The organism is Variovorax sp. W1I1, from assembly GCF_030815625.1.
Taxonomy (GTDB): domain Bacteria; phylum Pseudomonadota; class Gammaproteobacteria; order Burkholderiales; family Burkholderiaceae_C; genus Variovorax; species Variovorax paradoxus_C.
In genome coordinates, this window is the sequence record NZ_JAUSWZ010000001.1 from 1,239,606 (window position 1) to 1,260,916 (window position 21,311).

A 21,311-nucleotide genomic window follows, 5' to 3' on the forward strand; every position below is an offset into this window, starting at 1 on the left:
CATGTCTGTGATTCTTGAACCCACGCCAGCCACGCTGGCACTGAGCCCCGAGCAACGGGCCGCCGGCGCGATGTCGCAGGCAGCCGGCGCGGCATTGACGCTGCGCGCCCGCATCGACGGACCGCTCGACGCCTCGCGATTGCGCGACGCAATCGAAGCAGCATCCCAGGTCCACGGCGCGCTGCGCTCGGCAGTCGTGCAGTCCGCGGGATTTCGCGGACTGCGGCAGCAGCAACTGGACGAAATGCCGGCGCTCGATTGGCGCAGCGCCGATCTCGGTGGTCGCGCCGATCGCGACGCGGCATTGGCCGGCTGGCTCGTGGCCTTCGCGCAGGAGCCGCTGGACATCGCACGCGGTCAGGTGTTGCGCGCCGGGCTCGTCCGACTCGGCGACGCGCAGCACGCGCTGGTGCTGGCGGCCAGCCCCTTTGCCGCCGACAAGGGAAGCCTGCAGAACCTGTTCGAGCAAGCCGCTGCCCGTTACCTGGGCGAGCCCTTGCCCGATGAAGACGACGTTTTCCAGTATGAGCAGTTCGTGGAGTGGCGGCTTGACCTCGAAGGCGGCGACGAGGCTCCGCAGGGGCGTGCCTACTGGGATGGGTATGTCGGCGAGGCAGTCACGCTGGCGGCACCGCAACTGCGCGTCAGGAGCGAAGGCGTTGCGACGGCTAAGGATGGGCAAGGTCGCCTGCTCGCCACCGACAGCATCGATGCCGCGCTGCTGGAGCGCGTCGACGACGCAGCCGCCAAGGCCGGCACCACGCCGCAGGTCGTTCTGCAGGCGACCTGGTGGCTGCTGCTGGCGCGCCTGACCGAACTGACCGAAGGCGGCGCCTTCGCCGGCGGCTGGCAGCACGATTGCCGACACGACTACGAGGTCATGCAGGGATCGGTCGGCGTGTTCGAGAAGATTCTTCCCGTCGTCGTGCAGGTCGCACCGTCGCAAGGGTTTTCGCACTGGCTGTCGCAATTCGGCGCGACCCTCGCCGCGCACTCCGAGGCGCAGGAATACTGGCCGATCGACGCGCCACCGACGTCCGCGCACCTCTGCGTCGGTTTTGCGTTCAACGCGCGGCATGGCGCGCGCGCGGGCTGGCAGGTGGACGCCGTGCCCGGCCCGATGCCGTGCTTCGAACTGGCATTGCAGGCCGATCGCGGCAACGACGGCGTCGGTCTCTCACTTCATGGCGACGCATCGCGTTATTCGGCGGCTGCGGCGCAGCGCCTGCTGTGGCAGTTTCACACGTTGCTCGGTGCCGCGCTGGCGCAACCCGATGCCCCTGTCTCGGCCCTGCCGCTGGTAGGAGATCGCGAACGCGTGCTGCTGCTGGCGTTTCGCGGTGCGGCGCTCGATGTGGCGGTACCGTCGCTCTCGGCGCGGATCGACCATTGGGCCGACACGACGCCCGATGCGCCCGCACTCGAAGCCGGCGACCTGCGCCTGAGCTACCGCGCGCTGCATGCGCGCATCAACCGCGTGGCGCACTGGTTCGCCGGCCAGGGCGTGGGCGCGGGGTCGCTGGTGGCGCTGAATCTTCCGAGATCGGCCGATCTGCTGATCGCGATGCTGGCGAGCTGGCGCATCGGCGCCGGCTACCTGCCGATGGACCCCGAGTGGCCCGCCGCACGCCGCGATGCGGTGCTGGCCGATGCGGCCCCCGCGCTCGTCGTGCATGCCGCGCCGGACGATGAACAGATCGACGCGTTGTCGCCCGACACGCCGACGCACGCAGCGTCGCCGCGTGACCTGGCCTACGTGCTCTACACCTCAGGTTCGACTGGCCAGCCCAAGGGCGTCGTGATCGAGCAGGGGCAATTGCTCAACTACGTGGCCGCCGCGTCCGCCGCGATGGACCTGGGCCGCTGCCGCCGCTGGGCGCTGACCAGCTCGGTGGTCGCCGACCTCGGCAACACGGCGCTGTTCGGCGCCTTCTTCAACGGCGCATGCCTCGTGGTGGCCGGGCCGGACGACACGCGCGACGCGCGGGCCTTCGCCGACTTCATGCGCACGCGTGACATCGACGCGCTCAAGATGGTGCCCTCGCACCTCGAAGCGCTGCTCGAGGACGATGCGCCCCGGCTGCCCGCCACCCTGGTGCTGGGCGGCGAGGCCACGCCGCGCGCGCTGGTCGAGCGGCTGCAGCGGCTGGCGCCGGCATGCGCGGTCTACAACCACTACGGCCCGACCGAGACCACGGTGGGCGTGATGGTGCACCGGGTGTCCGCGGGCGATGCCGCGTCGCCGGTCATGCCGCTGTCGCAGGTGCTGGCGAACAACCGGGTCCACGTGCTCGACGACGCGCTCGGCCTGGTACCCAGCGGCGGGCTGGGCGCGGTGTATGTCGGCGGGGCGCAGCTGTGCCGCGGCTACCTCAACCGCGAGCCCGGCGATGCCTTCGTGGCGGACCCGTTCCAACCGGGCGAGCGTCTCTATCGCACGGGTGACCTGGCCCACGTGCTGCCCGAGGGCGGCCTGTGCCTGGCCGGGCGCGCCGACCATCAGGTCAAGATCCGCGGCTTCCGCGTCGAGCCGGCCGAGGTCGAGGCGACGCTGCTGGGGCTACCCGGCGTGCGCCAAGCTGCGGTTCTGGCCGCGACCGGGTCCGATGGCGGGGTGCAACTGCACGCCTTCGTGGTCGGCAGCGACGAAGCGGCGCAGGTGGCTTCCGTGATCGCGCAACTGGGCACGCTGCTGCCGGCCCACATGGTGCCGGCGCATTGCACCGTGCTGGCGGAATTCCCGAGATTGCCGAACGGCAAGATCGATCGCCTCGGGCTGTTGCCGCTGGCCGCGCTCGACAGCGCGCGACCGCGACAGGCGACGGCGGCGCGCGATGCCCTCGAAGCCGTGCTGGCCGACAGCATGGGCAGGCTGCTGCAGCGCGAGAGCATCGGCATCGAGGAAGACTTCTTCGAGCTCGGCGGTCACTCGCTGCTGGTGATCAAGCTGGTGGCGCGCATCCGCAAGCTGCTGCGCATCGACGTGGCGCCGGGCGTGGTGTTCGACCACGCCAGCCCGGCCGCGCTGGCCGCGGCATTGCGCGCGCAGAGCGAGGACGTCGACGGGCTGGAACAACTCGCGTCGCAGGCACTACAGCCCGCGAGCCGGCTCGAGGCGGCCGCCGCGGCATGAGGAAATCCGCCGGCGGATGCGTTCCGTCGGCGGCGAAATGGTTGGACAACGGCCGGGAACCGGCTTGACATGTGCAAGGCAAGAAACTGATGAGCAGCATCGACAGGACAACGCCAACGCAGGCGAACACCGCATGGGACGACGAAGACGAGATCCGCCCGCAGGTGTCGGACGGCGACGAGGTGCCGTTGTCCTATGCGCAGGAACAGCTGTGGTTCCTGCAGAGCCTGGAGCCCCGGCTGACGGCGTACAACCTGCCGCGGACCTTCCGGCTGCGCGGCGCGGTCGATGCCGATGCGCTGGAGCGGGCGTTCCAGGCCGTGGTCGAGCGCCACGCTATCCTGCGCACGCGTTTCTTCGAGCGCGACGGCATCGCGCTGCAGGCCGTGCAGGCCAAGGTCGACTTCGTGCTGGAGCGCATCGACCTGTCGCAACGGCCCGAGGCCGAGCGCAAGGCCAGCCTCGACGACATCGTGCGCCGCACGACGCTGCATGTGTTCGATCTCGGCACTGCGCCGGCACTGGTCGCGCGGCTGGTCACGCTCGGCGACGACGACCATGTGCTGGCGGTGTGCATGCATCACATCGTCTCGGACGCCTGGTCCAACCCGATCCTGGCGGGTGACCTGAGCACGGCCTACGAACAGGCGGTGCGCAGCGGCGGCGCGGTGCACCTGCCGCCGCTGGCAGTGCAATACGCCGACTACGCGCTGTGGCAGCGCGAGCGTGTCCTCGGCAACGATCTCGCGCGCCAGCTCGAACACTGGAATGCGCACCTCGGCCCCGATGTGCCGCCGCTGGAACTTCCCACTGATGCCGAGCGGCCGCCGCGCCAGACCTTCAACGGCGCGCTGCATGGTTTCGCGCTGGAGCCGGAGCTTGGCATGGCGCTGCAGAAGTTCTGCCGTGCCGAGAAGTGCACGCCCTTCGTCATCCTGCTCGCGACCTGGCAGATGCTGCTGGGTTGGTACAGCGGGCAGAGCGACTTCGCCGTGGGCACGCCCAATGCGGGCCGCCACCGCGACGAGGTGCGAGACCTGCTGGGCTTCTTCATCACAACGCAGGTGTTCCGTGCGCGGCTCGCACCGCAGTTGAGCCTGCGCCAGATCTGCCGGCAGGTGCGGGCGGACGCGATGCATGCGCTGCAACATGCGGACCTGCCCTTCGAGGTGCTGCTGGCCAGTCGCAAGGTGTACCGCGACGCCGCGCGCAGCCCCTTGTTCCAAGTGATGTTCGGCGTGCAGATGGCTGATGGCGCGGTCGAGGTCGCGTTCGACAGCACGCGCGCGGAACTGATTCCGGCCGAGCACGTCGGTGCGAAGTTTGACCTGTCGCTCGATTTCCATATCGATGCGCGCAGCGCCTTCGCGCAGCTCGAGTACAACACCGACCTCTTCAGCCAAGCCACCGCGGCGCGGCTGGCGAACTGCTATGTGCGCCTGTTGGAAATGCTCACAGCCGATCCGGACCGCAGCTTTGCAAGCATCGACCTGTCGAGCGCCGCGGAGCGCGCGCAGTTGTCTGCGTGGGGTGTGAACGCGCAGAGCTACCCGCATGGCGAGCCGGTGCATGCGCTGATGGAACGGCAGGCGCGCCTGCGGCCCGAAGCGGATGCGCTGGTGCTCGGCGATCAGGTGCTCAGCTACGGCGAGCTCAATGCGCGGGCTAATCGCCTGGCACACCGGCTGATCGGCCTGGGCGTGGGCGCGGAGCACCGCGTGGGCATCGCGGTGGAGCGCTCCATCGAGATGGTGGTGGGCATCCTGGGCATCCTGAAGGCCGGCGGGACCTATGTGCCGCTGGACCCCGAGTACCCGGCCGAACGTCTGGCCTACATGATGGCCGACAGCGGGCTGGGCTTGCTGGTGACGCAGTCGCATGTGGCTGCACGCATGCCCACGGACGAGTCGATCGCGAAGCTCGCACTGGACACGCTCTCGCTGGACGACGAACCCGCGCACGACCCGCAGGTGGCGGTGCACGGCCACAACCTGGCGTACCTGATCTACACCTCCGGCTCCACCGGACGGCCCAAGGGCGTGGGCATCCCGCACCAGGCACTGGTGCAGCACGCACAGGAGTCGGTGCGCTTCTTCGGACTGACGGCGGCCGACCGGATGCTGCAGTTCTCGACGCTGAACTTCGACGGCTTCATCGAGCAGGTGTTCCCGCCGCTGGTGGCCGGTGCTGCCATCGTGCTGCGCGGTCCCGCGCTGTGGGACAGCGAGACCTTCTACGGCGAGCTGATCGATCGGCGCATCAGCGTGGCCGACCTGACCACCGCGTACTGGCACCTGCTGGCACAGGACTTCGCGCAGGATGCCGCGCGCCATGGTGTGCGCGACTACGGCGTGCTGCGCCAGGTGCACGCAGGCGGCGAAGCGATGCCGCCGGAAGGCCTGAAGGCTTGGCGCGAAGCAGGGCTTGCGCATGTGAAGCTGCTCAACACCTACGGACCGACAGAAGCCACGGTCACCGCGTCGGTGCTGGACTGCGCACCGTACCTGCGCGAGGGCGCAACGGTGCCGCTGCGCATGCCGATCGGCGAGCCGCTGGCCGGGCGCGCGCTGCGCGTGGTGGGCGCAGACCTGAGCCTGGTGCCGCAGGGCGTGGCGGGCGAGCTGTGCATCGGCGGGGATCTGCTGGCGCGCGGCTATCTCGGGCGCGCGGCGCTGACGGCCGAGCGCTTCGTGGCCGATCCCTTCGATGACGCGGGTGGTCGGCTGTATCGCACGGGCGACCTCGTGCGCTGGAACGCCGATGGGCAGTTGGAGTACCTGGGGCGCATCGACCACCAGGTGAAGGTGCGGGGCTTCCGCATCGAACTGGGGGAGATCGAGGCGCAACTGCTGGCGCAGCCCGAGGTGCGCGAAGCGGTGGTGGTGGCCAACGAAGGCCCCACCGGTGCGCGGTTGGTGGGGTACGTGTCGCTGCAGCAGGGGCAAGCCATCAAGACGACCCAACTGCGAGAGAGGTTGGGCCAGGCGCTGCCGGACTACATGGTGCCTGGCGCGCTGGTGGTGCTGCAGGCGCTGCCGCTGAATCCGAACGGGAAGGTGGACCGCAAGGCGCTGCCGCAGCCGGAGTATGCGAACGAGCAGGCGCACGAGGCGCCCGAGGGCGAGGTCGAGCAGGCGCTGGCGGCGGTGTGGGCGCAGGTGCTGGGCGTGGCGCGCGTGGGGCGCAATGACAACTTCTTCGAGCTCGGCGGCGATTCGATCCTGAGCCTGCAGATCGTGGCCCGCCTGCGCAACGCGGGCTGGAAGGTCACGCCCCGGCAGATCCTGGAACGCCAGACCATCGCCGAACTGGCGCTTGCCACGATGCGGGCCGGCGAGGGTGACCATGGCGGCGTGCAGCGCGCGATTCCTTTGCTGGGTACCGCGAACAGGAACGACGGGCTTGCACTGTCGCATGCACAGGCCCGCCAGTGGTTCCTGTGGCAGCTCGCGCCGTCGAGCATCGCGTATCACATCGCCGGCGGCTTCCGGCTGAGCGGCGAGCTGGCGGTCGATGTGCTGAGAAGCAGCTTCCAGGGTCTGGTGGAACGCCATGAATCACTGCGCACGGTGTTCCGTGCCAGGGACGACGGACTGGCCGACCAGGTCATCCATGCCGCTTTGTCGCTCGATGTGCCGCTGATCGACCTCAGCGGCCTGGACGCCGGCGCGCGCGAAGCGCAGGCCGAGGCGCATGCGCACAAGGTGCACCAGACGCCGTTCGACCTCGGCAACGGGCCGCTGCTGCGTGTGGCGCTGATACGGCTTGCGCCGACGGAACATGTGCTGGTGGTGGTGATGCACCACATCGTGTCGGACGGCTGGTCGATGCAGCTCATCGTCGACGAGTTCGTCAAACGCTACCGCGCCGGTCTGCGCGGCGAGGACGCGGCCCTCGCGCCGCTGTCGGTCCAGTATGCGGACTACGCGGCCTGGCAGCGGGACTGGCTCGCGAACGGCGAACGCGATCGGCAACTGGCCTACTGGCGCCAGGAACTGGGCACGGCCCAGCCGGTGCTGCGCCTGCCCACCGATCGCCCGAGGCTGCCGAATGCGAACTACACGGCGGCGCATTGCAGCACCGAGCTGCCGCTGGCGCTGGTCCAGGCGTTGCAGCGGCTGGTGAAGGCGAATGGCGCGACGCTCTTCATGTCCTTGCTGGCCGGCTTCAACGTGCTGTTGCATCGTCACACGGGACAGGAGGACATCCGCGTGGGCATGCCCGTGGCCAACCGCCACTGGATCGGCACCGAGGGCATCGTCGGTTTCTTTGTGAACACGCTGGTGCTCCCAGGGCGCATTTCGCCGCGGATGGCGCTCGGCGATGTGTTCCTCCAGACCAAGGAAGCCGCGCTGGGCGCGCAACTGCACCAGGACCTGCCGTTCGAACAACTCGTGGATGCGTTGCAGCCCGAACGGGACATGAGCCAGACGCCGCTGTTCCAGGTCATGGTGAATCATCAGAAGTTCCAGGCCAAGGCGGACTCGGACCTTCCCGGACTGGCGCTGCGGGACTACGCGCTGGGCGAGCGCGGTGCGCAGTTCGAACTGACGCTGGACCTGCTGGAAGACGAGCGCGGCAGCGTCCATGCCACCCTGAGCTATGCCAAGGAACTGTTCGAGCCCGCGGCCATGCAGCGCATGCTGGCGCACTACCTCGTGCTGCTCGATGGTCTTGCGCACAGCCCTCAGCAGGCCGTCGGCGACGTGGCACTGCTGGACGCCGCGGAGCGCGCGCAGTTGTCTGCGTGGGGTGTGAACGCGCAGAGCTACCCGCATGGCGAGCCGGTGCATGCGCTGATGGAACGGCAGGCGCGCCTGCGGCCCGAAGCGGATGCGCTGGTGCTCGGCGATCAGGTGCTCAGCTACGGCGAGCTCAATGCGCGGGCCAATCGCCTGGCACACCGGCTGATCGGCCTGGGCGTGGGCGCGGAGCACCGCGTGGGCATCGCGGTGGAGCGCTCCATCGAGATGGTGGTGGGCATCCTGGGCATCCTGAAGGCCGGCGGGACCTATGTGCCGCTGGACCCCGAGTACCCGGCCGAACGTCTGGCCTACATGATGGCCGACAGCGGGCTGGGCTTGCTGGTGACGCAGTCGCATGTGGCTGCACGCATGCCCACGGACGAGTCGATCGCGAAGCTCGCACTGGACACGCTCTCGCTGGACGACGAACCCGCGCACGACCCGCAGGTGGCGGTGCACGGCCACAACCTGGCGTACCTGATCTACACCTCCGGCTCCACCGGACGGCCCAAGGGCGTGGGCATCCCGCACCAGGCACTGGTGCAGCACGCGCAGGAGTCGGTGCGCTTCTTCGGACTGACGGCGGCCGACCGGATGCTGCAGTTCTCGACGCTGAACTTCGACGGCTTCATCGAGCAGGTGTTCCCGCCGCTGGTGGCCGGTGCTGCCATCGTGCTGCGCGGTCCCGCGCTGTGGGACAGCGAGACCTTCTACCGCGAGCTGATCGATCGGCGCATCAGCGTGGCCGACCTGACCACCGCGTACTGGCACCTGCTGGCACAGGACTTCGCGCAGGATGCCGCGCGCCATGGTGTGCGCGACTACGGCGTGCTGCGCCAGGTGCACGCAGGCGGCGAAGCGATGCCGCCGGAAGGCCTGAAGGCCTGGCGCGAAGCAGGGCTTGCGCATGTGAAGCTGCTCAACACCTACGGACCGACAGAAGCCACGGTCACCGCGTCGGTGCTGGACTGCGCACCGTACCTGCGCGAGGGCGCAACGGTGCCGCTGCGCATGCCGATCGGCGAGCCGCTGGCCGGGCGCGCGCTGCGCGTGGTGGGCGCAGACCTGAGCCTGGTGCCGCAGGGCGTGGCGGGCGAGCTGTGCATCGGCGGGGATCTGCTGGCGCGCGGCTACCTCGGGCGCGCGGCGCTGACGGCCGAGCGCTTCGTGGCCGATCCCTTCGATGGCGCGGGTGGTCGGCTGTATCGCACGGGCGACCTCGTGCGCTGGAACGCCGATGGGCAGTTGGAGTACCTGGGGCGCATCGACCACCAGGTGAAGGTGCGGGGCTTCCGCATCGAACTGGGGGAGATCGAGGCGCAACTGCTGGCGCAGCCCGAGGTGCGCGAAGCGGTGGTGGTGGCCAACGAAGGCCCCACCGGTGCGCGGTTGGTGGGGTACGTGTCGCTGCAGCAGGGGCAAGCCATCAAGACGACCCAACTGCGAGAGAGGTTGGGCCAGGCGCTGCCGGACTACATGGTGCCTGGCGCGCTGGTGGTGCTGCAGGCGCTGCCGCTGAATCCGAACGGGAAGGTGGACCGCAAGGCGCTGCCGCAGCCGGAGTATGCGAACGAGCAGGCGCACGAGGCGCCCGAGGGCGAGGTCGAGCAGGCGCTGGCGGCGGTGTGGGCGCAGGTGCTGGGCGTGGCGCGCGTGGGGCGTAACGACAACTTCTTCGAACTCGGCGGCGATTCGCTGATGGCGCTCAAGCTGCTCGCGAGAATGCAGCGCACCCAGGACCCGCGACTGAAGTTCTCGCTGCAGGATCTGCTCCAGAAACAGACCATCGCGAAGCTGACCGCCGGCCTGCCGGCCGACGCGCTGCCGCAGCCGTTGCTGTTGTTGAACACGGGTGCCGCACCCGTCGGCGCCGCACCGCTGTTCTGCATCGCGCCGGGGCTCAGAAATGCGCTCGACTACCAGCCGCTGGCCCGGCATCTCGAAGGCCAGCGTGCGGTCTACGGCCTCAGCTACACCGACACGACGCGGCTCGATTCCGTCGCGCAGATGTCGGCGTACTTCGTGGACCTGATCCGCGCGGCCAGGCCGTCCGGTCCGGTGGCTTTGCTCGGCTGGTCGCTGGGCTCGGTCATGGCCATGCACACTGCCAGCCTGCTCGAGCGGGAGGGCATCGAGGTTTCCTTCGTCGGCCTGGTCGACAGCTTCGTGATGGACGACGAATTCGATCCAGGCAGTTGGTACGACGACCTGAGGCAGTTCGTGGCCGAGGTCGCGACCGAGACGGCCGGTGCGGCGCAGGTCGAGGCGATCCTCGATCGCTTCGAATCGATTCGCAACGAATCCGAAGAGGTGGTCCACGGCGCCGTGAGCGAGATGATCGCGGCATTGGGCATTGACATGGGAGCGATCGATGTCGTCGGGCGGGTCGCGGCGGCGCGGCGTTTCAACGCGGCCACTGCGGCAATGCCGCCGCTGCCGAAGCTGGCGGCGGTTGCGCCGCATCTCTGGTGGAGCCGGCGCAGGACGGCCGAGGAGCGGGCGTTGCTGCTGCAGGACCTGGGCACGGCGCCAAACGCCAGCGTGGACCTCGACACGAATCACCAGGGAATCATTCGCCATGCGGCCTTGTTCGCCGGCGTGCGCTCGGCGCTTGCGGCCACCGAAGCGTCAGTGGCCGCCGGTGCTGATGGTGGCGAGACATGGGCCGCTGCGCGGCTGGAAATGGCGTGAGGCGATAGGGAAAGCAAAAGGGCCGCGATCCGAAACCCGGATCGCGGCCCTTTTCTTCAGGTTCGCCAGAACCTGGACGACGGCATCAGAACTTGTAGCGGGCCGTCAGCGTGATCGAGCGGCGGGCGCCGCTGTAGCACGAGTCCACATAGCAGCTCGCGATGTACTTCTTGTCGCCGAGGTTGGACACGTTGAGCGCATAGCGCCACGGGCCTTGTTCGTAGCGAATTGCGGCGTCCAGCACCGTGTAGCTCGACGAGAAGAAGGTGTTGTGTTCGTTGCCGGGGCTCCTGCCCACGTGGCGTACGCCGCCGCCGAAGCCCAGGCCGTTGCCCATCGTGTAGTCGAGCCAGACCGACGCGATTTCCTTCGGCTTCTCGGGCAGGCCCTTGCCGATTTCTTCCGGATCGGAACTGCTCGTGACCTTGACGTTCATGCGGGTGTAGGAGCCCGAGATGCTCAGGCCCGGCAGCAGTTCGCCCTTGGCTTCCAGCTCGATGCCGCGCGATCGCACCTCGCCGATCTGTCGGCCCTCGAAGGTCTCCGGATCGAAGGAGACCACGTTGGACTTGCGCAGGTCGAACACCGCAGCGGTCAGCAGCAGCCTGCTGCCCGCGGGTTGGTACTTGACGCCCACTTCCACCTGCTTGCCGCGGGTGGGTTTGAAGGGGTTCTTGTCGGCGTCGAGGCCGCCGCTGGGCAGGAACGATTCGGCGTAGCTGATGTAGGGCGCAACACCGTTGTCGAACAGGTAGGTGAGGCCGGCGCGGCCGCTGAACTTCCTGTCGGGCTGGATGGTGAGGCTGCTGTTCAGCGGGTCGTTGGTGATCTGGCGGACATGGTCCTTGCGGCCGCCGAGCGTGAGCACCCAGCGGTCGTCGAACTTGATCTGGTCCTGCAGGTAGTAGCCGATCTGCCGGGTGTCCTGCCGGTAGATGTTCAGCGGCGTGGTCGGATAGGGGATGTATTGGCCATAGACCGGCGTGTAGAAGTCCAGTGTGGGCGCGGGATCGCGGTACTGGTTCGCCGAGCCCTTCTGCTGGCTGAAGTCGACGCCCCACAGCATCGTGTGCTGCACCGAGCCGGTCTTGAACTTGCCTTCGACGCTGGTGTCCATGACCGATTGCGACATCGGATCGTTCCAGGTGCGGGCGACCCGGTCGAGCGTGCGGCCGTCTTCCTGGAGGCCGGTGGTCCAGACCACGCGGCGATGCAGTTCCAACTGCGAGAAACGGTAGTTCTGGCGCACCGTCCAGCCATCGGCGAATTCGTGCTGGAAGCGGTAGCCGATGCTCTTTTGCTGCTGCGCGATGGCGCTGAAGCTGTAGTCGCCCATCTTCAGCGCGGTGGGACGCAGCTCCTTGTCCGGAACGAAATAGGTGTCTTCGGCCGAACTGTTCTTGATGTATTCGCCATACAGCGTGAGCGAGGTCCTCGCGCTGGGCTTCCATTGCAGCGAAGGCGCCAGCACGGTGCGCGTGCGGTTGAGTTTGTGGCCGTCCGGATAGCGATCTTCGTCGTTGCTGTCCAGGCCCACGCCGATGAGGCGATAGCTCCAGTCGGAGGTTTCCCCGAAGCGATCGCCGATGTCGAAGGCCAGCTGCTTGCGCTGGTGGTTGCCGATCTGCAACTCGATCTCGCGGTTGCGCTCGCCCGATGCCAGCTTGGTGACGCGGTTGGTGATGCCGCCCGCATCGCCCTGGCCGAAGATCATCGACGACGGGCCGCGCAGCACCTCGACCCGCTCGAACATGTAGGGATCGCTTATGTAGTTGGTGACGTTGAAAGGCGACTGGGCCAGGCCGTTCTGATAGATGCTCAGCCCCGCGGGAAAGCCGCGGATCGAGATGTCTTCCCAACCCCGGTTGTCCGGGCCGTTGATGTTGGTGATCACGCCTGGGGTGTAGCGAACCGCGTCCATGGCGTTCTGCACGCCCCGTGCATTCATTTCGTCGCGGCCGATGACGGAAATCGACTGCGGAATCTCGAGGACGGGCGTGTCGGTCTTGGTGCCGCTCAGGCTGCGCTTGGCGGCGAAGCCTGTCACCGGACCCATCGGGCTTTCTCCCTCGGCCGTGACCCGCACTTCGGGCAACGCGCTGCCCGAAGCGGGCGTCGCCGGGGCGGGCGTCTGCGCCTGCGCCGAAGCCGCGGGGCTCCAGAGGGTCACGGCGGCGCCGAAGGCCGCTGCGAGCGAGGAACTCAGCAGACGCTGACGAGGCAGGGGAGGAGAGCGCATGGAAAGGACTTCTTAAGATTTAAACCGGGCGAATTTTAATGAGAATTGTTCTTATCTGATCGAACGTATTTCACAAACTAGTTGTGCTGTCGCAACGTTTGCCTGCGTCACGCCTCAGCCGAGCCGGCCCCGCCGTACGTGCGGCGCCAGCAGCGCCAAGCCTTGGTGCATAGCCGGGAAGAGGCTTCTGTTGAAGTTGTTCCAACGCAATTCGAGGATCGTGTCGTCGGGTGCTATGTCGGTTTCGAGCGCGTCGAAGATCACTTCTCCCGAGTCGATGCCGTTGTCGACGTAGTGCAGCGACGCACCTGTCTTCGAGACCGTCGGCACGGAGACTTTTTCCATCGTGGTCCAGTTCGCCACCTTCAGGCCCTGCGCGCCGTGCAGCGCGTCCAGCGTCGCGCAGGCGCCGCGGCGCTCGTACGGCGACTCGATGCGCGTGATGCCGGGATGAATATTGACCATGCTGCGGTGGAAGTGCGCGCCAGGACGCACCAGCTCATCGAGGATGACCAGGAGCCCATCGAGCAGCACCAGGTCGGCCTGCAGCGTCAGCAGCTTGTCGAGCAGCGCGCGTTCGAAGGCGCTCTTTCCCGGCACGCGCTCGGCCGAGTTCAGCGGCAGCCGCCGGTAGGCCGAGGGCACCGGATGCAGCATGTCGCGCAGCAGCTTGCCTTGTGCCCGCAGATCGGCGGGAAAGATCCATTTCCGGTCGGGATGCCAGGAGAAGCCATAGTCCGCCAGGGCGGCCTGGTCGCGGGGGGACTGTGCATCGTCGTCGTAGACGATGCCTTCGAGCGAGTAGGCATCGCCCAGCGGCGTGGTGTCGAGTGCCTCGGCCAGGTACTCGAGCGGCGACTTCATGTAGCGCTGTTCGCCCTTGTAAGCGATGTGCTGGCCGGCCTTGTCGGCGGCGGCATTCCTCAAGGACAGGATGTAGACGAGTTTTGCCTTGGACATGGATGTGTATGGTCTCGATGGGTTGAAAGCGGCGGGCGAACACGAACTGGCCTCTCGCCACTGGCCTAAAGAACGAGACGGAATGGCCCGCGATCTGTTCACCGGGTCGGCCGACGTGGCTCGATGCCGGAGGGCCTCGCTCCCTCCCCGCCCCTCAGGCCAGCGGACCTTCGAGCGCGCCCGCGTCCTCTTCTTCCTCTTCTCCCCCCTTGCGGTAAGCCGGCGAGAGCGGGCAGGCATTGCAATGGGTCTCGTGGGGAAGCAGGTAGTAGAGGCAGCACTGCCGGTGCAGCCGGAACGATGTGTGGCGCCCCTCGTGGACCAGGCGGATCTCGCGCTGGCGCCCGAAGAGGGGGTTGGTGCGCTGTTCCCCCGCTTCGGCTTCGGCGGCGTGCGGCCAGGTGGCGCTTTGCAGCAGGTACGCGATGTCCTGCGCGATGGGCTCGGAACCGCCGGTGAGTGCCAGCGCCTGGCCGAGGATGGGTTCCAGGTGCCGCGCTGCGTTGCCCCAGAGGATCTTCGGTGCGAGCCGGGTCAGGCTGGAAAGCGCCGAGAACAACGGCGCCAGGTGATGCAGCAGCAGCGGCGCGTAGCGTTCAGCCGTGCGCGTGTCGGGACGAGCGGTGCCGAGTTGCCTGATATGAAAGCTCACGGGGCCACCCCGGGCATCCAGCCGCAGCCAGATCTGGGCCGCCTCCACCGGAAACACGTGGTGCAGCACGCTGGCCGCGGCGACCACGGGCGGCAGCAGCGCCTCCAGGTAGTCGAGGGTCCAGGCCGAGGCGACGGCCCGCAGGTCGTCGCCGGAGCTGTGCCTGAAGCGGGCCTGCAGTTGCAGCACATCGAGCAGCCGTGCCCGCGACCCCACGAGGTCCGAAACGCACACGGCATCCGCGGGGACCGCGTCCGCGCATGCGAGCCGCTCGCCGAGCGGCGCCAGTTCGCCGCGGAAGATGGGCGCGAGCAGCGGGATCACGCGTCTGCCCGCCGCAAGACGGTGGAACGATCGAAGAAAAGAGGAAATGCGGCTTGCACACAGACAGGACGCGCGGGACCGCCGCATGTTCATTCCGGCGTGGAGGCCGCGATGCCCTGGTCTGCGTGAACCCGCGTGAACATTGGCGGGCTCGATCCGTCTATGAGGGAAGCGGCGCTGTGCCGACCGGAGGAGCGCTCGAAGAGGGCGTCTTCCAGCCATCTTGGTTCGGCCGCGCATGCGCGGTCGGTTGACGTCGCCTCGTGAAGGCGGAAAGAGTTCTGAATGACATCCAACAGCGGCAATGCCGCAGAAGTCGCGCGCCTGCTGAAGCCGTTCGCTCCCTGGATCGTGCTGTCCGCCATCACGGGCATCTGCGCGGGTGGCGCCACGGTGGCGCTCCTGCGCACGATCAACGAGGTCCTGAACCAGCAAGGGGGCATGGCCGGCGGGCTGCTGCTGACCTTCGTCGTGCTCTGCGCCGTCGCGTTGCTGGGGCGCATGGTCTCCGACGTCTCTACCAACTTCGTCGGCCAGCGCCTGGTGGCCCAGGTGCGCAAGAGCCTGGCCCAGAAGATCCTGTCGGCGCCCATCGACGCGCTGGAGCGCTATCGCACCCACCGCCTGATGCCGGTGCTGTCGCAGGACGTGGACATGATCAGCGACGCCGCCTTCGTGGCATCGTCCACGCTGATCTCCCTGGCCGTTGCACTGGGCTGCCTGGGTTACCTGGCCTGGCTGTCCTTGCCGCTGTTCGGCCTGCTGCTCGTGGCGCTGGTGATTGGTACGGCGATCCAGACCATCACCCAGACCCGCGGCGAAGCTGGCTTCTGGAAAGCGCGCGAGCAGGAAGACCAATTGCACAAGGCCTACCGCGCGATCAGCGAGGGCGCCAAGGAACTGCGCATGCACCGCGATCGCCGCACGCGCATGTTCAGCGGCCAGGTCGAACGCATCGTGGACCGGATTCGCGTGGTCAACGGCCGCGCGATCAACACCTTCGTGATGGCCACCGCGTTCAGTTCGGCACTGTTCTTCCTGCTGATCGCGCTGATCCTGGGCTGGGCCTCGTTCCGCACCACGGAGCCCGTGGTGCTCAGCGGCTTCGTGCTGGTGCTGCTGTTCCTCAAGGGACCGATGGACCAGATCGCGGGCACCCTGCCCAGCGTGGGCCGCGCCAAGGTCGCGTTCCAGCGCATCGCCGATCTCTCGGCGCGCTTCGCCACACCGGAGCCTCATCTGCACCTGGACCGCGCCTCGCAGCCCGTGACGCTGGCCGATGGCATCGGGATGCGCGGCGTGCGCTACGCCTTCGAGGGGGCCGAGGGCGGCGAGTCCTTCGTGCTGGGGCCGATCGACCTTGAGCTTCGGCGCGGTGAAATGGTTTTCGTGGTGGGCGACAACGGCTCCGGAAAGACCACGCTGATCAAGCTGCTGCTGGGCCTCTATGCGCCGCAGCAAGGCGACGTGCTGCGCGACGGTGTCGCGGTGACGCCCGAAACGCGCGACGACTACCGGCAGCTCTTCACGACGGTGTTCTCCGACTTCTACCTGTTCGAGGACCTGGTGGCGCGCGAGAAGGGCGAGTCGGGCGAGAGCGCGCTTCCGCAGGCCGCGCTGCCCTATCTGCAGCGCCTCGAGATTGCCCACAAGGTGAGCGTGAAGGACGGCTCCTTCAGCACCGTGGACCTGTCGACCGGCCAGCGCAAGCGTCTCGCGCTGGTGCATGCCTACCTCGAGGGCCGGCCGGTGCTGGTGTTCGACGAATGGGCCGCCGACCAGGACCCGACCTTCCGCCATCTTTTCTACACCGAGCTCCTGCCCGAGCTGCGTGCCAAGGGGCACCTGCTGGTCGTGATCTCGCACGACGACCGCTACTTCCACCTGGCCGACCGCGTCATCACGATGCGGGCCGGACGCGTGGCGGAAGACCGCAGCCCCGCGCACCTGGAAAGCCTCGCCGCATGAGCAGGAGGCCCGCATTTTCTCGGCCATCCAAGGCGCTCGCCCATCACCACAGGAGTTGAAGATTCATGCAACACATCCATGACCTGATCGGCGTCGGGTTCGGCCCGTCCAACATCGCGCTGGCCATTGCGCTCGAGGAAAAGCGCCATGGTGGCAAGCCGCTGGATGCCCTGTTCCTCGAGCGGCAGAACAGCTTTGCCTGGCATCCGCACATGCTGCTGGACCATGCGCACATGCAGATCTCGTTCCTGAAGGATCTGGCGACGCTGCGCAACCCCACCAGCCGCTTCACCTTCATCAACTACCTGCACGAAAACGGCCGGCTGCCCGACTTCATCAACCTCAAGAGCTTCTTCCCGAGCCGCCATGAGTTCAACGACTACCTCAGTTGGGCTGCGCGCCAGTTCAAGGAATCGTGCGCCTACGGCGAAGAGGTGTTCGAGGTGCTGCCCGAGAAGCAGGGCGGCGAGGTCTCGCTGCTGCGCGTGCGTTCGCGCAGTGAAGACGGCCGCGTGCAGGAGCGGATCGCGCGCAACCTCGTGGTGAGCATCGGCGGTACGCCCAACATCCCCGAGGGCTTTCGCGCCCTGCGCGCCGACGGACGCGTCTTCCACTCCAACAGCTACCTCAAGGACATCGCGCGCCACGGCCAGGCCCAGCGCGTCGCGGTCATCGGCGCCGGCCAGAGCGCGGCCGAGATCTTCATGGACTTGCAGGCGCGGCCGAATGCTCCGCAGGTCGACCTGATCATGCGCGCCCGCTCGATCCGTCCGGCCGACGACAGCCCCTTCGTCAATGAAGTCTTCAATGTGGATTTCACCGACTATGTGTTCAGCCGTCCGAGCGACGAGCGCGCCGCGCTGCTCGACGAGGTATCGCAGACCAACTATGCCGTGGCCGATCTCGACCTGATCCAGCAGATCTTCAAGGTCTTCTACAACCAGAAGGTGGCGCACGGCAATCGCCTGCGCATGCTGCGCCAGCACGACGTGAGTGCGGTGCGTGCCGCGGCGGACGGCATCCACCTGACGCTGCGCGACCAGGACGAGGGGCTCGAGAGCACGGCGCGCTACGACGCCGTCGTGCTGGCCACCGGCTACGCACGCGAGCAGCACAGGGACCTGCTGCAACCGCTGGAGGCCTACCTCGGCGATTTTTCAGTCGATCGCTATTACCGCCTGAAGACCTCGCCGGATTTCCATCCGGGCATCTTTCTGCAAGGTGCCTGCGAGGACAGCCATGGCATCAGCGACACGTTGCTGTCGGTGACTTCGGTGCGCACCGGCGAGATCGGCAATGCGCTGCTTGCCGCCACGCCGCGCATGCGCCAGGCAGTGCGCAGCGAGTCGCAGGCCGTTCAGATATAGATTGACAGAGACCGGCCCAGCGGGCGGTGCCTGCGCCACACGGCGCGGCGCCCGCAAGGCCTTGGCCCGTTGGCCCATCGACATGCGCAGAATCGCCTATCTCCTTCTCGTTTTTCTCCTGATCTCGGTTGCGACCGGCTATCTCTGGGCGCGCCGTCCCTCGGGCGAGGTCGAGTCGACCGCGGCGTGGCGTGCGTCCATCGAATCGAGCGTCACGGCGTTCGGCACATTGCAGCCGCGGCGCTATGTGGACGTCGGTGCCCAGGTCTCGGGACAGATCCTGCGGCTCAACGTCCAGCCGGGCGACATCATCGAGAAAGGACAGTTGCTGGTCGAGATCGATCCCAGCGTGCAGCGCGCCACGGTCGATGCCGGCCGCGCGTCGCTGGCCGGACTTCGTGCCCAGCTCGCCGACCAGCGCGCGCAGCACCGCCTGGCGAGTCAGCAGCATGCGCGCCAGCGCCAGATGGCCGCCGACGGCGCCACCCGCGAAGAAGACGTGCAGAACGCAGAGGCCGCGCTCGCTTCGGCCGCCGCGCGCATCGACAACCTCGAAGCCCAGATCGCGCAGACGCAGGCCACCCTCAAGGCCGACGAGGCGCGCCTTGGCTACACGCGCATCTATGCGCCGATGGCCGGCACCGTGGTCTCCGTGGCCGCTCGCGAAGGCCAGACGCTCAACGCCACCTACCAGACACCCGACGTGCTGCGCATCGCCGACCTGTCCTCGATGACCGTGTGGTCCGAGGTGTCCGAGGCCGATGTGGGACGCGTCAAGGCCGGCATGCCGGTCTACTTCACCACGCTGGGCAACAGCCGGCGGCGCTGGCACGGCAAGGTGCGCCAAGTGCTGCCCGCGCCGCCCCCGGCGGGTGTCAAGACCGGTGCCAGCGACAGCAGCACCGCGGCGCCCGCCGCGCCCAGCAAGGTCGTGGTCTACACCGCGCTGTTCGACATCGACAACGCCGACGGCGAGCTCATGCCGCAGATGACGGCCCAGGTCACTTTCGTGGAGTCGTCCGCCGCCGAAGCGGTGGTCGTGCCGGCTGCCGCCCTGGTGCCGGTGCCCGGTGCCGAGGCGGATCGCTTCATGGTGCGGGTGTTGCGCACCGACGGCAGCGTCGAGACGCGGCCACTGCGCGTCGGCGTGCGCAACCGTGTCGTCGCGCAGGCGCTCGACGGTATCCAGGTGGGCGACCGCATCGTGACCGGCCTGGCCGACGGCAAGACCGCGAAACCATGAGCGTGACGACGCCGGGCCCGGCGGCCATCGAGGGGTCGCCGCTGGTCGAACTGCAGGACATCCGCAAGTCCTACGGCCAGCCGCAGCAGACGGCCGACGATCCATCGCCCACGCAGGTGCTGCGCGGCATCTCGCTGAAGATCCGTGCTGGCGAGTTCGTTGCCATCGTGGGTGCCTCGGGCTCGGGCAAGTCCACGCTCATGAACATCCTTGGATGTCTCGATCGGCCGAGCAGCGGACGCTATCTGTTCGAGGGCAAGGACGTCTCGGGCTTCGATGCCGACGCGCTTGCGCGATTGCGCCGCGAGGCGTTCGGGTTCGTGTTTCAGGGCTATCACCTCGTGCAGACCGAATCGGCGCGCGAGAACGTCGAGATTCCCGCGCTCTATGCCGGCATGCCCGAGGCCGAGCGCCGCGCACGCGCTACTGCGTTGCTCGAGCGGCTGGCCATGGGCGCGCGGCTCGACCACCGGCCGCACCAGCTCTCGGGCGGCCAGCAGCAGCGCGTGGCGATCGCACGCGCGCTGATGAACGGCGGGCGCATCATCCTGGCCGACGAGCCCACCGGCGCGCTCGACAGCCAGAGCGGCGCCGAGGTCATGAAGCTGCTGCACGAGCTTGCCGATGCGGGCCATACGGTAATCCTGATCACGCACGACCGGCAGGTCGCCGCGCAGGCGGGCCGCATCGTGGAGATCCGCGATGGCGAGATCGTGGCCGACTCCGGCGATGCGCGTCCGGCTAGCGGAGTGGCCCTCGCGCACGAGGTCCGGCGTGGGCAGGGCCCCGGGCAGGCGTCGCTGTCCGCCGACCTGCATGAAGCGGCCCGCGCTGCCTGGCGCGTGATGTGGAGCAATCGCTTCCGTACCGGGCTGACGCTGCTGGGCATCGTCATCGGCGTCGCGTCGGTCATCGCGATGCTGGCCGTCGGCGGCGGCTCGCAGCAGCAGGTGCTCGCGCAATTCGAGACCTTCGGTGTCCGCACCATGTTCGTTTCCGCCCGCGAGAGCAGTGCGCGCGCACCGAGTGCGCCACTCACGCTCGACGACGTCGATACCGTGCGCAGCCTGCCGAACGTGGAAGCCGCCACGCCTTACATCGAGGACCGGGTGGTGGTGCGGCGCGGCAACGTCGACCATGGCTCGGAAGGCGGCGGTACCACGGTGGGCTTCACCCATGTGCTGGGATGGCGCATCACCGAGGGCGCGATGTTCGATGCCACGGACGAGGAGCGCGCGGCCAAGGTGACCGTTATCGGGCAGACCGTTCGCAAGACCCTGTTCACGGATGGCACCAATCCGATCGGCCAGGACATCCTGATCGACAAGGTGCCGTTCCAGGTGATCGGCGTGCTCGCCGCCAAGGGAACGACCGACGGCGAAGACCAGGACGATCGTGTCATCGTTCCGTTCTCCTCGGCCGCGGCGCGCATCTTCGGCCACCGCAATCCGACTTGGATCGCCGTGCAGATACGCGACATGAACCAAGCCACGGCCACGGCGAACGCCATCGAGGACCGGCTGGCGGAACAGCGAAAGGTGCGCGACGTGCATGTCTGGAATCGCGTCGAGGCGATCCGCGTGCAGTCCGAGACCGCACGCGCGATGACGATGATGCTCGGCCTGATCGCCACGATCTCGCTGGTCGTGGGCGGCATCGGCGTGATGAACGTGATGCTGATGACCGTGCGCGAGCGCACCCGCGAGGTCGGCATCCGCATGGCGACAGGCGCTCGGCAGATCGACATCCTGCGGCAGTTCATGACCGAGGCCGTGCTCGTGACTTCGGTCGGCGGCACCGTGGGCGTGATCGTGGGGCTCGCGATTGTCTCGATGCTGATGCTGGCTGACGTGCCGGTTGTCTTCTCGCTCCTTGCCAGCCTCGGCGCCTTCTGCTGCGCCGTGTTGACCGGCCTGATCTTCGGCTTCATGCCCGCGAGAAATGCGGCCCGGCTGGATCCCGTCGTGGCGCTGGCCTCGCAATAGTCGC

Annotated in this window: 9 protein-coding genes; 6 read left to right on the plus strand and 3 right to left on the minus strand. The window is 67.9% G+C overall.

The window, feature by feature from the left end:
• The first annotated feature begins 1 nt into the window (after position 1).
• Positions 2-3,133 carry an amino acid adenylation domain-containing protein gene (locus QFZ83_RS05805; RefSeq protein ID WP_307503688.1) on the plus strand — a complete coding sequence of 1,044 codons (3,132 nt, stop codon included), beginning with the start codon at positions 2-4 and terminating at the stop codon, positions 3,131-3,133.
• Between the two features lie 89 nt (positions 3,134-3,222).
• On the plus strand, positions 3,223-10,569 hold the full coding sequence (locus tag QFZ83_RS05810; RefSeq protein ID WP_307503691.1) for a non-ribosomal peptide synthetase: 7,347 nt from the start codon (positions 3,223-3,225) through the stop codon (positions 10,567-10,569).
• Between the two features lie 85 nt (positions 10,570-10,654).
• Here the strand turns inward: QFZ83_RS05810 and QFZ83_RS05815 are convergent, their stop codons facing one another.
• From QFZ83_RS05815 to fhuF, 3 genes are all read right to left on the minus strand, one after another.
• Positions 10,655-12,808 carry a TonB-dependent siderophore receptor gene (locus QFZ83_RS05815; protein ID WP_307503696.1) on the minus strand — a complete coding sequence of 718 codons (2,154 nt, stop codon included), beginning with the start codon at positions 12,806-12,808 and terminating at the stop codon, positions 10,655-10,657.
• 114 nt (positions 12,809-12,922) lie between these two features.
• The gene (locus QFZ83_RS05820) at positions 12,923-13,768 is read right to left on the minus strand and encodes a formyltransferase family protein (protein ID WP_307503698.1); all 846 of its coding nucleotides are present in this window, start codon (positions 13,766-13,768) and stop codon (positions 12,923-12,925) included.
• 154 nt (positions 13,769-13,922) lie between these two features.
• Positions 13,923-14,744 (minus strand): siderophore-iron reductase FhuF, encoded by an 822-nt coding sequence (fhuF, locus tag QFZ83_RS05825; protein WP_307503701.1) that lies wholly within the window; start codon positions 14,742-14,744, stop codon positions 13,923-13,925.
• Between the two features lie 285 nt (positions 14,745-15,029).
• Between fhuF and QFZ83_RS05830 the strand changes: the two genes are divergently transcribed.
• The 4 genes from QFZ83_RS05830 to QFZ83_RS05845 all read left to right on the plus strand — a co-directional run bounded on the left by QFZ83_RS05830 (position 15,030) and on the right by QFZ83_RS05845 (position 21,307).
• The gene (locus tag QFZ83_RS05830) at positions 15,030-16,712 is read left to right on the plus strand and encodes a cyclic peptide export ABC transporter (RefSeq protein WP_307503704.1); all 1,683 of its coding nucleotides are present in this window, start codon (positions 15,030-15,032) and stop codon (positions 16,710-16,712) included.
• Positions 16,713-16,777: 65 nt separating this feature from the next.
• Positions 16,778-18,079, plus strand: coding sequence for a lysine N(6)-hydroxylase/L-ornithine N(5)-oxygenase family protein (locus tag QFZ83_RS05835; protein WP_307503707.1), 1,302 nt, complete (start codon positions 16,778-16,780; stop codon positions 18,077-18,079).
• 82 nt (positions 18,080-18,161) lie between these two features.
• Positions 18,162-19,322, plus strand: a complete 1,161-nt coding sequence (locus tag QFZ83_RS05840; protein ID WP_307503711.1) for an efflux RND transporter periplasmic adaptor subunit — start codon at positions 18,162-18,164, stop codon at positions 19,320-19,322.
• Positions 19,319-21,307, plus strand: a complete 1,989-nt coding sequence (locus QFZ83_RS05845; RefSeq protein WP_307503713.1) for a MacB family efflux pump subunit — start codon at positions 19,319-19,321, stop codon at positions 21,305-21,307. The genes QFZ83_RS05840 and QFZ83_RS05845 overlap by 4 nt, the downstream gene beginning before the upstream one ends.
• Positions 21,308-21,311 lie beyond the last annotated feature (4 nt).

Coding starts and splice junctions, on each gene's coding strand:
- QFZ83_RS05810 (WP_307503691.1), top strand. CDS start 3,223: ATGAGCAGCATCGACAGGACAACGCCAACGCAGGCGAACACCGCATGG.
- QFZ83_RS05820 (WP_307503698.1), bottom strand. CDS start 13,768: ATGTCCAAGGCAAAACTCGTCTACATCCTGTCCTTGAGGAATGCCGCC.
- QFZ83_RS05835 (WP_307503707.1), top strand. CDS start 16,778: ATGCAACACATCCATGACCTGATCGGCGTCGGGTTCGGCCCGTCCAAC.
- QFZ83_RS05830 (WP_307503704.1), top strand. CDS start 15,030: ATGACATCCAACAGCGGCAATGCCGCAGAAGTCGCGCGCCTGCTGAAG.
- QFZ83_RS05840 (WP_307503711.1), top strand. CDS start 18,162: ATGCGCAGAATCGCCTATCTCCTTCTCGTTTTTCTCCTGATCTCGGTT.
- QFZ83_RS05845 (WP_307503713.1), top strand. CDS start 19,319: ATGAGCGTGACGACGCCGGGCCCGGCGGCCATCGAGGGGTCGCCGCTG.
- QFZ83_RS05815 (WP_307503696.1), bottom strand. CDS start 12,808: ATGCGCTCTCCTCCCCTGCCTCGTCAGCGTCTGCTGAGTTCCTCGCTC.
- QFZ83_RS05805 (WP_307503688.1), top strand. CDS start 2: ATGTCTGTGATTCTTGAACCCACGCCAGCCACGCTGGCACTGAGCCCC.